This window comes from Streptomyces sp. WAC04114, assembly GCF_019733245.1.
In the GTDB taxonomy this organism is placed as follows: domain Bacteria; phylum Actinomycetota; class Actinomycetes; order Streptomycetales; family Streptomycetaceae; genus Streptomyces; species Streptomyces massasporeus_A.
Genome location: NZ_JAIGQA010000189.1, coordinates 1 through 14,949 on the forward strand (window position 1 = coordinate 1; position 14,949 = coordinate 14,949).

A 14,949-nucleotide genomic window follows, 5' to 3' on the forward strand; every position below is an offset into this window, starting at 1 on the left:
GTACGGCGTCCCCCAGCCCCCGGCCCCGGGCGGCGGCAAGAAGAAGACGGGCCTGATCATCGGCGCGGTCGCGGTCGTGGCGGCGATCGGCGTGGGCGCGTACTTCGTGATCGGCGGGGGCGGCGGCGCGGGCGCCCTGGAGGACGACGGTCCGCACAAGCTGGCTACGCCGGCGAAGGTTCTCGGCGAGTACAACCGCGTCACTAAGGACGGGCAGACCGTCGGCGACGACTCCGCCACCGAGCTGGAGAAGACCGGCGTCAAGAACGCCAAGTCCTTGGTGGGCTCCTACTCGACGATGGACATCAGCAAGTACGACCCCGACGACCCTTCCTCGGCCGCCCAGATGGCAACGGCCAAGGGGGTCACGTTCGTCGGCGTCTACGGTGAGGTCTCGGACCCTGAGGCGTCTCTGGACGCATTCTTCGCCAACCTCAAGAAGTCGTCCCAGAAGAGCTCCTCCTCCAGCAGCGGCAGCAAGACCGAGCTGATCGGTGAGCCCGAAGAGGCGGACCTCGACGGCGCGGTCATGAAGTGCCAGGCGGCCAAGGGGCAGGACCCGGCGGCCAAGAAGGAGAAGACCGACTGGTTCTGCGCCTGGGCCGACTACAGCACCATCGCCATGGTGTCACCGGGTGAGGTCAGCGGGAGCATCTCCAAGGACACCGCCATCGACATCACGACCAAGATGCGCCCGGAGATCCGGGTCAAGGTCTGACGAAACCGGTAGCACAAAGGGAAGGGCCCCGGTCATCGACCGGGGCCCTTCCCTTTACGTCTTAGGTCTGTGTCACGCCGTCTTCTGCTCCCCCGGCCCCCGCCCCCGCGCATCCCGCGGGATCAGGGTCGGGTTGACGTTCGACTGGACAACGTCCGCCGTGATGACGACCCGGGCCACGTCCTTGCGGGACGGGACCTCGTACATCACGCCCTGGAGGACTTCCTCCATGATGGCGCGCAGGCCGCGCGCGCCGGTCTGGCGGAGGATGGCCTGGTCGGCGATCGCCTCGAGGGCCTCGCGCTCGAAGTCCAGCTCCACGCCGTCGAGTTCGAAGAGGCGCTGGTACTGCTTGACGAGCGCGTTGCGCGGCTCGACGAGGATCTGGAGCAGGGCCTCGCGGTCGAGGTTGTGGACCGAGGTGATGACCGGGAGGCGGCCGATGAACTCGGGGATCATGCCGAACTTGACCAGGTCCTCCGGCATGACCTCCTGGAACTGGTCCTTGGACTCCATCTCGCGCTTGGAGCGGATCTGCGCGCCGAAGCCGATGCCCTTGGCCCCCGCCCGGGACTCGATGATCTTCTCGAGACCGGCGAAGGCACCGCCCACGATGAACAGCACGTTCGTCGTGTCGATCTGGATGAACTCCTGGTGGGGGTGCTTGCGGCCGCCCTGCGGCGGGACCGAGGCCGTGGTGCCCTCCAGGATCTTCAGCAGCGCCTGCTGGACACCCTCGCCCGAGACGTCGCGCGTGATCGAGGGGTTCTCGCTCTTCCTCGCGACCTTGTCGATCTCGTCGATGTAGATGATCCCGGTCTCGGCCTTCTTGACGTCGTAGTCGGCCGCCTGGATCAGCTTGAGCAGGATGTTCTCCACGTCCTCGCCGACGTATCCGGCCTCCGTGAGTGCCGTGGCGTCGGCGATCGCGAAGGGGACGTTCAGCATGCGCGCGAGGGTCTGCGCCAGGAGGGTCTTGCCGGAGCCCGTGGGACCGAGGAGCAGGATGTTGGACTTCGCCAACTCGATGGCGTCGTCACGGCCGTTCGCCCCGCCGTTCTCGCCGGCCTGGACTCGCTTGTAGTGGTTGTACACCGCTACGGAGAGGGCCTTCTTGGCGGCCTCCTGGCCGACCACGTAGCCCTCGAGGAACTCGTAGATCTCGCGGGGCTTCGGGAGTTCCTCCCAGCGGACCTCGCTGGTCTCCGCGAGCTCTTCCTCGATGATCTCGTTGCAGAGGTCGATGCACTCGTCGCAGATGTACACACCGGGCCCTGCGATGAGCTTCTTGACCTGCTTCTGGCTCTTGCCGCAGAACGAGCACTTGAGCAGATCGCCGCCGTCACCGATGCGTGCCACGGTGTGCTTCCCCTTCGCCTGGGAGACTCCTGGACGTCGACGTCCAGCGGACTCCTGGTGCTGCCTTATGTCGACGGTACCTTGCCGGGCCCCCCGTTCGGGCCCCCCTTGGCACGGTTCGCCTTGACGTGAACCCGGTCAAACCGTGCCAAGGGGCGGCAGACGTCACTGCCTCTCGCCTCAGCGCAGGCTCGAGTTGTCCATCTTCCGGGTGGTGATGATCTGGTCGATCAGGCCGTAGCTCAGCGCGTCCTCGGCCGTGAGGATCTTGTCGCGCTCGATGTCCTCGCGGATCTTCTCGACCGGCGTGGTGGAGTGCTTGGCCAGCATCTCCTCCAGCTGCGAGCGCATCCGCAGGATCTCGTTCGCGGCGATCTCCAGGTCGGAGACCTGACCGCGGCCGGTCTCGCTGTACGGCTGGTGGATCAGGACGCGCGCGTTCGGCAGGGCCATGCGCTTGCCCGGCGTACCGGCGGCCAGCAGGACGGCGGCGGCGGAGGCGGCCTGGCCCATGCAGACCGTCTGGATGTCCGGCTTCACGTACTGCATCGTGTCGTAGATCGCGGTGAGCGCCGTGAAGGAGCCGCCGGGGCTGTTGATGTAGACCGAGATGTCACGGTCGGGGTCCATCGACTCCAGGCACAGCAACTGCGCCATGACGTCGTTGGCGGAGGCGTCGTCGATCTGGACGCCGAGGAAGATCACGCGCTCCTCGAAGAGCTTCGCGTACGGGTCGTACTCGCGGATGCCCTGGGAAGTGCGCTCGACGAAGCGCGGAATGACGTAGCGGGACTCGGCCTGGGGGCCGGTGTAGCGGCCCTGCGAGCCGCTCATGTCCTGCACGGCGTGCATACGGTCGTAGATCCCACTGCCGGGGAACTGGTTCACGGTGTCTCCTGAAAAGGGCTGAGGCGGTCGGCTGGGGCTGTCTGGGGTCGCTGGGGCCCGGGAGGGCTCCGTGGGCCTCACGGGGCGCCACAGGCCCCGTGGGGACCGCTCAGGCCCCGGTGCCGCCGCCGCCCGGCATACCGGCGGCCGTGGGGATGACGTCGTCGATGAGGCCGTACTGCTTGGCCTCGAAGGCGTCGAACCAGCGGTCGCGGTCCGAGTCGCGGGTGATCTGCTCGACCGACTGGCCGGTGTGCTGCGAGGTCAGCTCGGCCATGCGCTTCTTGGTGTGCAGCAGCCGCTCGGCGTGGATCTTGATGTCCGAGGCCGAACCGGCGAGGCCGGCGGAGGGCTGGTGGATCAGGATCTCGGCGTTCGGCAGCGCGAAGCGCTTGCCGGGGGTGCCGGCGCTGAGCAGGAACTGGCCCATCGAGGCCGCGAGGCCCATGGCGATGGTGACCACGTCGTTCTTGATGAACTGCATGGTGTCGTAGATCGCCATGCCGGCCGTGATGGAACCGCCGGGGCTGTTGATGTACAGGTAGATGTCCTTGTCCGGGTCGGCGGCAAGGAGCAGCAGCTGCGCGGTGATCTTGTTCGCGATGTCGTCGTCGACCGGCTGGCCGAGGAAGATGATCCGCTCGTTGAGCAGCCGGTTGTAGACCTGGTCGCCGAGGCCACCACCGATGGAAGGCTCGCCGGCGGCTGAGGGCATCAGATTCGTCACGTATCCACCTGCTCGTCTTACGACGGCGCCGGGCCGTCTCACGTTTCCCTAGGGGCTAGGAGCCGTTCGGGGACTCCACTGCCCTCGTATTCATGGACCCTAACGCGCGGGTCCCTTCGGGGAATCCCGGAGATGGGAGTGTTCGCCGGGGGCGTAGCGCGACGGGCTCCGCCGTGGGACCGTGCCATCTCGCCGTGGGCGGATCTTCCGGTGGGCGGCTGCGGGCGCGTGGGGGCCTGTCGCGCAGTTCCCCGCGCGCCCGGGGGCGAGCCGCCCTCGCGGGTGGCAGGAAGGCCCCGGGGCTGCACGCCCCGGGGCCTTCCTCACGAACTCACCGCGACCGGGGCTCAGCCCTCGGTCTTCTCCTCGGCGGACTCGGCCGGGGTCTCCTCGGCGGAGGCCTCGGCGGACTCGGTCTCGTCCTCTTCGTCGTCGAGGTCGATGATCTCGCCGTTGGTGTCCTTGACCGTGGCCTTCTCGACCACGACGGCCAGGGCCTTGCCGCGGGCGACCTCGCCGACCAGGAGCGGAACCTGGCCGCCCTCGACGACCGCCTGGGCGAACTGGTCGGGGGACATGCCGGAGGAGGCCGCACGACGCATGAGGTGCTCGGTGAGCTCCTCCTGGTTGACGTTCAGCTTCTCCTGCTTGACGAGCTCGTCGAGCACGAACTGGGTCTTGATGCCCTTGACCGCGGCTTCCTTGGTCTCGGCGTCGAACTCCTCCTCGCTCTTGCCCTGGATCTCCAGGTACTTCGCGAGGTCGAGGCCCATCTGGCCGAGCTGGTGGTGCTCGAGGTTGTGCTTGCGGGTGTTGATCTCGTCCTCGAGCAGCTTCTCGGGGACCGGGACCTCGACCAGCTCGAGCAGCTTCTCCAGGACGCGCTCCTGGGCCTGCGTGGCCTGGTCGTACTGCTTCATGTTCTCGAGGCGCTTGCGGCTGTCCGCGCGGAGCTCCTCGATGGTGTCGAACTCGGAGGCGAGCTGCGCGAACTCGTCGTCCAGCTCGGGCAGTTCACGCTTGGCGACCTGGGTGACCTTGACGGTGACCTCGGCCTCCTTGCCGGCGGCGGAGCCGCCCTTGAGCTCGGAGGTGAAGGTGGCCTCGCCACCGGCCTCCACGCCCTTCACGGCGTCGTCGATGCCGTCCAGCAGCTCGCCGGAGCCGATGGTGTAGGAGACGCCGTCGGCGACCCCGTCCTCCAGGACCTCGCCGTCGACCTTGGCCTGCAGGTCGATCGTGACGACGTCGCCGTCCTCGGCGGCACGCTCGACCGGGGCGGTGGAGGCGAAGCGCTCGCGCAGCTCCTCGACGGCCTTGTCTACGTCCTCGTCGGTGACCTCGACCGCGTCGACCTCGACCTCGATGCCGGAGAAGTCCGGGATCTCGATGGAGGGGCGGATGTCGACCTCGGCGGTGAAGTTCAGCGTCTCGCCGTCCTTCAGCTCCGTGATGTCGACCTCGGGCTGGCCCAGCACGCTGAGCTCGGCCTCGTTGACCGCGTCGGTGTAGAACTTGGGAAGCGCGTCGTTGACCGCCTCCTCCAGCACCGCACCGCGGCCGAAGCGCTGGTCGATGACACGGGCAGGGATCTTGCCCTTGCGGAAGCCCTTCACCGTGACCTGCTGGTTGATCTTCTTGTACGCCGCGTCGAGGCTGTCCTTGAGCTCCTCGAAGGGCACCTCGACAGTCAGCCGAACCCGGGTCGGGTTCAGGGTCTCCACGGCGCTCTTCACGGTTCGGTCTCCTTGTGGCTGACTTCTTGGTTTCTGCCGGGGCCAGAACGGCCCGGCGGATTTCGCCGCCCGGAGACTTCAGACGCTGAGACACACGGGCGTGCAGCTTGCATAGTAACGGCAGCGCCTACACCGCCCAAAAGGCGATCACCTGAGTGATCGGATGGGCGATCACGCGAGATGATCGGGTGGCTGGTCGGGGTGGCGGGATTTGAACCCACGGCCTTCCGCTCCCAAAGCGGACGCGCTACCAAGCTGCGCCACACCCCGTCTGGTGCGAGACGTAGGGTACATGCCGACCGGCGATGTGGCCGCCGCATTTCCACAGGGTCCGCGCCGCGTCCGCTCCGACGGGAATGCGGTGTGCGACGCAGGGGGCCGACCCGCTACGATGCCTTCAGTGCCGCGGTCACCCGACCTGCGGCGCGTGCTGTGCGGGCGTAGCTCAATGGTAGAGCCCTAGTCTTCCAAACTAGCTACGCGGGTTCGATTCCCGTCGCCCGCTCCATTCGGTTCAGGGCCGGCTCGGAGGATCATTTCTCCGACCCGGCCCTGAGTCGTGTACGGGGTCCGCCCGGTGTCAGAGATCGCGTACGTCGACGGTGTAGACGGAGCGGACGCCGTAGGGGATGTACAGGGCGTCGCCGACGAGGAGGAGCTGTGCCCCGGAGGTGACGAGCAGGCTGTCGACCCGGCCGCCGTCGTCGCGGCCGTCCCTCGTGGCCTCGACCTTGCCGCTGCGCGCGTTCAGGGCGGCGAGGCGGCCGCTGGGCGACGCGAAGTACACGCGGGTGGCGGAGGCGGTCGGCGGCCCCTGCCGCTCCAGGGTGGTGTTGGATTCCCACAGCGTGCGCCCGGTGCGCGGCGAGACGGCGCGGACGCCGCCGCTGGTGCGCGTGAAGTAGACGATCCCGCGGACCAGGTACGCCCTCGACGCCTCGGGCCGGGGCTGCGCCAGCCGGCGCACGGTGAGCTTGTGCGAGGCGGCGTCGATCAGGGTGAGGCCGCGGGTCATGGACACGCCGTCCGTGAACACCAGGTGTTCCCCCTGCCGGCCGAGCATCTGCAGGGAGCCTTCGGCCTCGACGGTCCAGCGGGGCTTGCCCGTGGCCGGGTCGATCTCGGAGACGCTGGTGTCGAAGGTCTTCCCGTCCTCCAGCTCGGCCGTGCAGATCAGGTAGGCGCGGCCGGCCGCCGAGTCCAGCATGCAGTCGCCCTGGTCGCCCGGCTTCGGCCGCCGCCAGCGGACCTCGCCGGTCTCCGCGTCGAGCAGGGCGTACTGGTCGCCCTGTGATCCGTAGAAGGTGACGACACCCTCGGGCACGGACGTGGCGGCGCCCCCGGGGCCGTCGGGGACGACCGCCATCTCGCCGCTGCCGGTCGGGGTCCGCCAGAGCTCCTTGCCGGTTGCGGCGGCCAGGGCGTGGACCGTGTAGCTGGACCCCACGCCGCTGGTGCCTGCGGCGTCCTCGGCCCCGTAGCCGTAGACACGTCCGTCGCCGGTGCCGATGAGCGCGCCCTCGTTGCCGGAGGCGCCGTCGGGTGTGGAGTCGACGGGTCGGCTCCAGGTGTTGCGGCCGTCGGCGAGACCGAAGCGGGTGGCCATGAGGTCGGAGCCGGCGCACACGAGGGAGGTGTCGACGACGGAGCAGCCCTTGAAGGACGTGTCGACGCCGCCCAGGCCGCCCTCGCCCGTCCCGGGGGCCTTCGCCGTGGCGACCCAGGGCTTCCAGCCCTTGGGGAGGCCGGCCGCCCCGGCGGTGGACGAGGCCGGGCCGTCGGACGGGGCCGAGCGGTCGTCGTCGCGGATCAGGGTCACGGTGGTGGTGACGATCGCGGTGAGTGCGACGGCCACGGCGGCCGAGACCAGGAGCAGGGCGGGTCTGCGGCGGCTTCGGGTGCGCTCGGCCCCGGGCGGCGTCCCGGCCGGGTCGCGCGGTGGCCGGGACTGTTCGGTCGGGGTTATGTCGAGGCCGGGGCGCTGCTCCTCGTCCGGCCCGGAGTCCGCCTCCGCCGGCAACTGGTGGGACGTTTCGCCGCGCTCGGTGCGGGCCGCGTCGGGCCACGCGGTGACGGCCGGCTCGGTCGGCCGGGCACCGGGCCACGGACGCACGGGGTGCGCCGCGTGCGCGGGGCGCGGGCCGGGGGTGCCGCCCTCGCGCAGCAGCGTGAACAGTTCGTGCGCGGCGGGGCGGGACTTCTGGTGCTTCTCCAGGCAGATCCGGACGAAGGGCAGCAGTTCGTCCGGGACGCCGGTGAGGTCCGGCTCGCCCTCGACGACCCGCAGGGCCGTCTCGTACGGGCTCGGGCTGTCGAAGGGGCCGCGGCAGGTGGCGGCGTAGGTGAGGACCGAGCCGAGGGAGAACATGTCGGCGGCCGGGCCGACGTCCTGGGGAGAGGCGAACTGCTCCGGGGACATGAAGGGCGGGGTGCCCATGACGCGGCCGGTCTGGGTGAGGACGTCGGAGGCGGCGAACTCGGCGGCGCGGGAGATGCCGAAGTCGATGACGCGGGGGCCGTCCTCGGCGAGCATCACGTTGGCCGGCTTCAGGTCGCGGTGGACGACTCCGGCACGGTGGATGTCACGCAGGGCCTCGGCGAGGCCGGCGGCGAGACCGCGCAGTCGGGGCAGCGGGAGCGGGCCGTGCTCGCGGACATGGGTGCCGAGGTCCGCACCCGGTATGTAGAGGGTGGCCATCCAGGGATGCGGGGCGTCGGCGTCGGCGTCCACGACGGGGGCCGTGAAGGCTCCGCTGACCTGGCGGGCGGCGGCCACCTCGCGGCGGAAACGGGTGCGGAATTCGTCGTCGTCGGCGTACTGGCTGTGCACGACCTTGATCGCGAGGCGCCGGCCCGAGGCCGAGCGGGCCAGGTAGACCACACCCATGCCGCCGGAGCCGAGGCGGTCCTCGATGCGGTAGCCGCCCACCTCCGCCGGGTCGGAATCGCGCAGCGCCATCCCGTACGTTCCCCCCGTCACGCACCGTCCTGTGGTCGGGGCGAGCGTAACCCGCCCCCGCGCCGGGCCCGCAGCGCGGGGCTCGCAGGGGCCGCTCCCCGGCCGGTCAGAAGCTGATGGAGTTGATGGTGTCCGCTATCGAGTTGAGGAACCGGTTGATGGAGGGGGCCATGCCGGTCGAGGCGAGGAAGAAGCCGAAGAGGATCGCCACGATCGCCGGTCCCGCCTTGATGGATCCCCCTCTCAGCAACACCACAAGGATGATCGCCAACAGCAGCACCACAGACAGTGAAATGGCCACAACTGATCACACCCTCGGTCGGTCCGCTCTCCCGGCCCGGGGACGCGACCCCGCGCACCCCCGCCAGAACCATCGTGCCACCAACACGCCCGGGCTATGCGGCCGGTGACGCATCGACCACACGCGTGTCGCCGCCGCGTGGTGTGCTCCGCCCGCGCGCGGGCACTCAACAGCGGGGAGTCGCACGGCAATTCGACGGGCCACCCGCGCAGGGAATTCGGCCCCATCGTTTCCGTCTCCACACAACGCGTTCGCAGCTAATTCGAATTGCTGCCACAAGCCCGGCAACAGCCCCGCAAAACAGGGGGCGAAGAGTGCCGAAGCGGACATTCCGCTGGAGTCGCCTGCTGGTCTTATGCGTCACTTAGTCCGGAAGTATCATGACAAGCAAGCCCCAGTCGGTGCACACAATCCGCCATCGGACGATGTGTCGGCCATCACGCCGACAGTGCCGTCAACTACCCGTAATCCGGGGTACCCGCAGCGAATAGCCAGGAATCACTTCCGGCGTTTTACGAATAGACGTTGGGAACGCTAGGGTGCCTCAGATGTTCCACGCTGCCTCGTCCCCCGCACGCGCAGCGAGGTCCCGGATCGTCTCCCCGAGCTCCTGGTGGGAGGGTCTGTGACGAACTCGCTGCGACCGAACGGCGACCGCAGGGCGCCACTTCCCCCGGCACAGTCGCCGGCCGACGGAGTGCCGAGCCCGCGCTCGCCGCAGAGCACGCAGAAGAAGCAGAACGGCAAGCAGCGCGACGCGTTCTTCGACAACGCGAAGTACCTCGCGATCGTGCTGGTGGCCATGGGCCACGCCTGGGAGCCGCTCAAGAGCGACAGCCGGATACTCGAGGCGGCGTACCAGCTCGTCTACGCGTTCCACATGCCGGCGTTCATCATCATCTCCGGGTACTTCTCGCGCAGTTTCGACATGCGGCCCGACCGGCTGAAGCGCCTGATCACCGGCGTCGCCGTGCCGTACATCATCTTCGAGACGGCCTATCCCCTGTTCAAGCGGGTCATCGACAACGACCCGCAGCAGGAGATCAGCATCCTCGACCCCTGGTACCTGACCTGGTTCCTGGTCGCCCTGTTCGTCTGGCGGCTGACCACCCCCATCTGGAACCTGGTGCGCTGGCCGCTCCCGCTCGCGCTGGGTCTCGCCATGCTGGCGACCGTCACCCCGGAGATCGGCGACGACCTGGACCTGCAGCGCGTCCTGCAGTTCCTGCCGTTCTTCGTGCTCGGCCTGGTCATGAAGCCCGAGCACTTCCACATGGTGCGCACCCGTGCGGTGCGGATCGCCTCCGTGCCCGTGTTCGCCGTCGCCCTGGCCTTCAGCTGGTGGGCGGTGCCGCGCATGAACACCGCGTGGTTCTACCACCGGGACGCCGCGCAGGAACTGGGCGCCCCGTGGTGGACCGGCCCGGTCATGGTGCTCGCCATGTTCGGCTGCTCCCTGGTGCTGACCGCCTGCTTCTTCGCCTGGGTGCCGCGCCGCCACATGTGGTTCACCGCCCTCGGTGCCGGCACGCTCTACGGCTACCTGCTGCACGGCTTCCTGGTGAAGGCCGGCGACTACCGGGGCTGGTTCGAGGCGTCCTGGCTGCACCACCCGGCCGGTGAGATCGCCGTGACCGCCCTCGCGGCCGCCGTCGTGACGGTGCTGTGCACCAAGCCGGTGCAGCGCGTCTTCCGGTTCGCGATGGAGCCGAAGATGGCCTGGGCCTTCAAGCCGGACGCGGCCGAGCTGGCCCGCGAGCGGCAGAGCGCCGAGCGCCGTGAACGCGAGCGCGAACGCGAGAAGGTCAACGCCTGACCCCGCGAGCGGAGTTCATCCGACGAGACCGAGAAGTGCGCGCATCCGTGCGTACTTCTCGGTCAGTCGTTTCCGGGTCGCCTCGTCGAGGACCGCGAGCCGGTCCGGGTCCGCGTTGTGCGCCAGGTCCGACTCCTTCACCAGCAGCGCGCCGGGCGTGGCGAGGATCCGCGCGGCGTACGCCTCCGGCGGCTCCCCGGCCCGTTTGGTGACCGCGAGCACGATGTCCTTCGTACGGCTGCTCAGGCCGGCCCCGCGCAGCCAGTCCGCGGAGAGGGCGTCGTCCTCGACCGCGTCGTGCAGCCAGGCCGCCGCGATCTGCTCGTCGTCGCCGCCCCGCGCCCGTACGCCCTCCGCCACGGCCCGCAGGTGTTCGGCGTAGGGCCGGCCCGCCTTGTCGGTCTGGCCGCTGTGGGCGGCGCGGGCGGTTGCCTCGACCTGGGCCAGGGTCATCCGGGATGTCTCGGTCACCGCTCCAGTGTCTCCCCGCGCAGCGCCGCCCGGGCCGGCAGGGTGGACGCGGCCGTACCGACGACGAGGGTCGCGGCGGCGAACGAGCCGTAGACGAGCGGCCGAATGTACGGGCCCTGGCCCGTCGGGCCCCACCTCAGCGGGTCGTGTTGGCCGTTGGGCCCTCTCGGCAGATCAGCAGCAGGGCCCGGTCGTCGTTGACGTCCTTGGCCACGGCCTCGATGAGGTGCCAGGCGGCGCCGTGGAAGCCGCCGGCCACATAGCGGTCGGCCTCGCCGGTGAGGCGGTCGATGCCTTCGACGATGTCGCGGTCGGAGGTCTCCACCAGGCCGTCCGTGAACAGCATCAGCACGTCACCGGGCCGCAGTGAGCCCTTCACCGGGTCGAACTGGGCACCGTCGTACACCCCGAGCAGTGGCCCCTCGGCCGTCTTCTCCTCCCAGCGGCCGCTGCCGGCGCTGAGCTGGAGGCCCGGCGGGTGGCCCGCGGAGTAGAGTTCGTAGTCGCCGGAGTCCAGGTCGAGGACCAGGTGGATGGAGGTGGCGAAGCCCTCGTCCCAGTCCTGGCGCAGGAGGTAGCCGTTGGCGGCCGGGAGGAAGGCGTGCGGCGGGAGGGAGCCGAGCAGGCCGCCGAACGCGCCGGACAGCAGCAGGGCGCGGGAGCCCGCGTCCATGCCCTTGCCGGAGACGTCGGTGAGGACGACTTCGAGCGTACGGCCGCCGTTGGTGCGCGCCGCGACCACGAAGTCGCCCGAGAAGGACTGGCCGCCCGCCGGGCGCAGCGCCATCTCCCGGTGCCAGCCGTCCGGCAGGTCGGGCAGCTTGCTCTGCACCCGGATGCGTTCGCGCAGGTCGAAGAGCATGGTGCCGCCGCGCCGCCAGGGCACACCGACCCGGCTGCGGAACTGGGCCAGGAGCAGTCCGAAGAAGCCGCAGGCCGCGACCACGAGCACGACGCCCGGGGTGACCCTCGACGGGCCCTCCGTGTACGGGCCGAGCTGCACCGACTCCACGATGAGCGCCGTGGCCGCCGCCGCGTACAGGCCGAGCAGGCTGGCCGGGCGCAGCAGCAGGCCGCCCACGACGACGGGCAGGACCAGTGCGGCCGGTGAGAACCACACCGAGTTCGCCAGTGTCGCCGACGCGATCACGGGAACCATCAGGAGCAGACCGCCCAGGGCGATCCAGTCCGAGCCGTTGCCGCGGAAGTAGTCCACGGCGGCGCGGCGCACGCCGACGCGGACCCGGTGCCACTGCTTCTTCAACCGGGCCGTGAACGTGTCGGCTTCCGCGCGCCGCTCTCGTCCTGATGCCATTAGTTCGGGACCCTATCCATCGGACCAGCCGCTTGGCACGGGAGGTCCTACTTGTCCCCCGTCCGAGGGCCGACATCACAGTGAACTTCACAGCGCGCCGCCCTGCCGTCACCCGGGAGAAATTCCCTCGCTCGTCCCGCATTGCCCTGGTAGGCAGGGCTCATGGGAACTGACGCGAACGGCCTTTCGCCCGAATTGCGAGTCCTTCGGAAGGACGATTGGGACAAGTGGTACGACACCCTGCTCCGCGGCTTCGGAGGGGTGCCGGAGTCCGCCGAGGAGCGGGAGTTGTGGAACTCGCTGACCGAGTTCGACCGTTCGCTCGGTGTCTGGGACGGGGACGAGTGCGTGGGGACGGCCGGGGCGTTCAGTTTCCGGCTGACCGTGCCCGGCGGCGCGTCCCTGCCCGTGGCGGGCGTCACGATGGTCAGCGTGGCCGCCACGCATCGCCGACGCGGCCTGCTCACGTCGATGATGCGGCGGCAGCTGGACGACGTGCGCGCCTGGGGTGAGCCGCTGGCGGTACTCACCGCGTCCGAGCCCGCGATCTACGGGCGCTTCGGGTACGGCAACGCGACCGTGTCGCTGACCGCCGAGATCGACACGACCCGGGTCGGGCTGTCGGTGCCGGACGGTACGGATGACGTACGGGTGCGGTACGCGGTGCCGGCCGATGTGCTCGACGTGTGCGAGGCGGTGTACGCCCGGCTGGTTCCGGTACGGCCCGGGATGCTGGCCCGGCAGCCCGGCTGGGAGCGGCTCGGGGTGCTCGATCCGGCGGGCGAGCGGGAGGGGGCCTCGCCCCTGCAGTGCGTGCTCGCCGAGCGGGACGGGGAGACGGTGGGGTACGCGCGGTACCGCGTCAAGCCCGAGTGGGAGCTGTCCGGGTCCAACGGCACGGTGATCGTGGAGGAGTTGGCGGGGCTGGAGCCCGCGGCGGACGCAGCGTTGTGGCGGTTCCTGTTCGGGATCGACCTGACGTCGAAGGTGACCGTGCGGAGCCGTCCGGTGGACGACGCGTGGCAGTACCTGGTGACCGACCCGCGGCGGTGCCATCCGCGGGTGCGGGACTCGCTGTACGTGCGGCCGGTGGAGGTGGGGGCCGCGCTGGCGGCGCGGACGTATCAGACGCCGGTGGATGTGGTGTTCGAGGTGGAGGACGCGTTCTGCCCCTGGAACGCCGGGCGTTGGCGGTTGAGCGGGGACGCGAAGGGCGCGTCCTGCGAGCGTACGGCGGATCCGGCCGATGTCGCCCTGTCAGTACGGGAGTTGGGCGCGGCGTATCTCGGGGGTGTGTCGCTGGCCGCGTTGGCGGCGGCGGGGCGCGTGCGGGAGCTTCGGCCGGGGGCGCTGGCGGAGGCGTCGCTGGGGTTCGGGGCGGGTGTGCCGCCGTGGCTGCCGCACGGGTTCTGACGCTTGGGGGTTGCTGAGGAGCGCCCGGGCCTTTCGGGGGCGTTGGACGGGCTTTTCAGGGGCGTTGGCAGGCCGGGCACCAGAAGAGGTTGCGGGCGGCGAGATCGGCGGTGCGGATCTCGCCGCCGCAGATGTGGCAGGGCAGGTTGGCCCTGCGGTAGACGTACACCTCGCCGCCGTGGTCGTCCACGCGGGGCGGGCGGCCCATCGCCTCCGGGGTGTGCTCCGGGCGGACGGTGTCGATGCGGTTGTTGCGGACGCCCTCGTGCATGAGGTCGACGAGGTCGGTCCAGATCGCGTGCCACTCGGTGGGGGTGATGTCCTTGCCGGCGCGGTAGGGGTCGATGCGGTGCCGGAAGAGGACTTCCGCGCGGTAGACGTTTCCGACGCCGGCGATGACCTTCTGGTCCATGAGGAGGGCGGCGATCGTCGTACGGCTGCGGGTGATGCGGCGGTACGCGGTGTCCGGGTCGGCGTCGTCGCGGAGGGGGTCGGGGCCGAGGCGGTCGTGTATCGCCTGCTTCTCCGGGGGCGTGATGAGGGCGCAGGTGGTGGGGCCCCGGAGGTCCACGTAGGTGGTGTCGTTCGCGACGCGGAGGCGGACGGTGTCGGTGGGGGGCGGTTCGGGGGCCGGGCCGAAGGTGACCTTGCCGAAGAGGCCGAGGTGAATGTGGATCCAGTCGGTGTCGCGGAAGCCGAGGAAGAGGTGCTTGCCGTGGGCTTCGGTGTGGGTGAGTTCGGTGCCGGTGAGGAGGGCGGCAGCGGGGGTGAACTTGCCCTGGGGGCTGGTGGTGCGGGGTTTCGTGCCGAGGAAGGCGGTGGCGTAGTCCTGGGCGAGGCGGTGGATGGTGTGGCCTTCCGGCACGGGTTCTCCCTGTGATCGTTGCCCTTGCTTGCCCACGGGCCCGAGCGAGGCGGTTGTTCAGGGGGCTGAGGTCGGATTGGCCCGGGGCCTGGCCCATCCGCCCACCCGACTCAGTCGTGCAAGAAGCTGAGGCCGAAAGGATCCGGGGCTCCGCCCCCGGCCCCGGCGGGGACTGCGTCCCCTTCACCCCTCTGGGGCTGCGCCCCCGAACGCCCGCGGGTTCCCCGCAGGGCCTCTTCCGCAACCCGTAGGGCTTCCTCCCGAACCCCCGCAGGCCTGCTCCCACGCCCCAGGGCTTCGCCCCCACGCCTCGCAAGGCTCCGGACCCGAAGCCCCGGCAGGGCCCTGCCCTCCACAACCGGCAAAGGGCAGAGCCCCTGC

12 protein-coding genes and 2 tRNA genes are annotated in these 14,949 nt (G+C 70.1%); 4 read left to right on the forward strand and 10 right to left on the reverse strand.

Annotation, left to right across the window (positions count from 1 at the left end):
• Positions 1-718 (forward strand): hypothetical protein (locus tag K4G64_RS32840; RefSeq protein ID WP_221759577.1); only part of this gene is annotated, 718 nt, incomplete at its 5' end.
• A gap of 72 nt (positions 719-790) precedes the next feature.
• Here K4G64_RS32840 and clpX read toward each other — a convergent pair.
• The 5 genes from clpX to K4G64_RS32865 all read right to left on the reverse strand — a co-directional run bounded on the left by clpX (position 791) and on the right by K4G64_RS32865 (position 5,698).
• The gene (gene clpX / locus K4G64_RS32845) at positions 791-2,077 is read right to left on the reverse strand and encodes an ATP-dependent Clp protease ATP-binding subunit ClpX (protein WP_010041898.1); all 1,287 of its coding nucleotides are present in this window, start codon (positions 2,075-2,077) and stop codon (positions 791-793) included.
• A gap of 180 nt (positions 2,078-2,257) precedes the next feature.
• Positions 2,258-2,965, reverse strand: a complete 708-nt coding sequence (locus K4G64_RS32850; RefSeq protein ID WP_308122550.1) for an ATP-dependent Clp protease proteolytic subunit — start codon at positions 2,963-2,965, stop codon at positions 2,258-2,260.
• A 109-nt stretch (positions 2,966-3,074) separates the two neighbouring features.
• Complete coding sequence (locus K4G64_RS32855; RefSeq protein WP_167526581.1) at positions 3,075-3,680, reverse strand: ATP-dependent Clp protease proteolytic subunit; 606 nt, start codon at positions 3,678-3,680, stop codon at positions 3,075-3,077.
• A 359-nt stretch (positions 3,681-4,039) separates the two neighbouring features.
• Positions 4,040-5,428: a trigger factor gene (tig, locus tag K4G64_RS32860; RefSeq protein WP_190898688.1), complete on the reverse strand. Its 1,389-nt coding sequence runs from the start codon at positions 5,426-5,428 to the stop codon at positions 4,040-4,042.
• Positions 5,429-5,621: 193 nt separating this feature from the next.
• Positions 5,622-5,698: transfer RNA gene (locus K4G64_RS32865), tRNA-Pro, on the reverse strand.
• Between the two features lie 164 nt (positions 5,699-5,862).
• On the opposite strand from K4G64_RS32865, the gene K4G64_RS32870 reads away from it, so the two are divergent.
• Positions 5,863-5,936, forward strand: a tRNA-Gly gene (locus K4G64_RS32870).
• A gap of 72 nt (positions 5,937-6,008) precedes the next feature.
• Here K4G64_RS32870 and K4G64_RS32875 read toward each other — a convergent pair.
• Entirely contained in the window at positions 6,009-8,408 is a 2,400-nt protein-coding gene (locus tag K4G64_RS32875) for a PQQ-binding-like beta-propeller repeat protein (RefSeq protein WP_308122551.1), read from the reverse strand.
• 85 nt (positions 8,409-8,493) lie between these two features.
• Complete coding sequence (locus K4G64_RS32880) at positions 8,494-8,688, reverse strand: hypothetical protein (protein ID WP_031107160.1); 195 nt, start codon at positions 8,686-8,688, stop codon at positions 8,494-8,496.
• 697 nt (positions 8,689-9,385) lie between these two features.
• Here K4G64_RS32880 and K4G64_RS32885 point away from each other — a divergent pair.
• The gene (locus K4G64_RS32885) at positions 9,386-10,504 is read left to right on the forward strand and encodes an acyltransferase family protein (protein ID WP_308122552.1); all 1,119 of its coding nucleotides are present in this window, start codon (positions 9,386-9,388) and stop codon (positions 10,502-10,504) included.
• Between the two features lie 15 nt (positions 10,505-10,519).
• Here the strand turns inward: K4G64_RS32885 and K4G64_RS32890 are convergent, their stop codons facing one another.
• Both K4G64_RS32890 and K4G64_RS32895 read right to left on the reverse strand, forming a co-directional pair.
• A complete protein-coding gene (locus tag K4G64_RS32890; RefSeq protein ID WP_221759584.1) occupies positions 10,520-10,957 on the reverse strand; it encodes an HD domain-containing protein in 438 nt (145 codons plus the stop codon).
• A gap of 154 nt (positions 10,958-11,111) precedes the next feature.
• Positions 11,112-12,290: a PP2C family protein-serine/threonine phosphatase gene (locus K4G64_RS32895; RefSeq protein WP_221759578.1), complete on the reverse strand. Its 1,179-nt coding sequence runs from the start codon at positions 12,288-12,290 to the stop codon at positions 11,112-11,114.
• A 162-nt stretch (positions 12,291-12,452) separates the two neighbouring features.
• Here K4G64_RS32895 and K4G64_RS32900 point away from each other — a divergent pair, with 162 nt between their 5' ends.
• Entirely contained in the window at positions 12,453-13,703 is a 1,251-nt protein-coding gene (locus K4G64_RS32900; protein ID WP_221759579.1) for a GNAT family N-acetyltransferase, read from the forward strand.
• A gap of 55 nt (positions 13,704-13,758) precedes the next feature.
• Here K4G64_RS32900 and K4G64_RS32905 read toward each other — a convergent pair whose 3' ends face one another.
• On the reverse strand, positions 13,759-14,568 hold the full coding sequence (locus K4G64_RS32905; protein ID WP_221759580.1) for an Fpg/Nei family DNA glycosylase: 810 nt from the start codon (positions 14,566-14,568) through the stop codon (positions 13,759-13,761).
• Positions 14,569-14,949 lie beyond the last annotated feature (381 nt).

What these genes read in the sequence shown, in the direction of transcription:
- K4G64_RS32855 (WP_167526581.1), bottom strand. Translation starts at nt 3,680, where the DNA reads ATGCCCTCAGCCGCCGGCGAGCCTTCCATCGGTGGTGGCCTCGGCGAC.
- K4G64_RS32890 (WP_221759584.1), bottom strand. Translation starts at nt 10,957, where the DNA reads ATGACCCTGGCCCAGGTCGAGGCAACCGCCCGCGCCGCCCACAGCGGC.
- K4G64_RS32895 (WP_221759578.1), bottom strand. Translation starts at nt 12,290, where the DNA reads ATGGCATCAGGACGAGAGCGGCGCGCGGAAGCCGACACGTTCACGGCC.
- K4G64_RS32900 (WP_221759579.1), top strand. Translation starts at nt 12,453, where the DNA reads ATGGGAACTGACGCGAACGGCCTTTCGCCCGAATTGCGAGTCCTTCGG.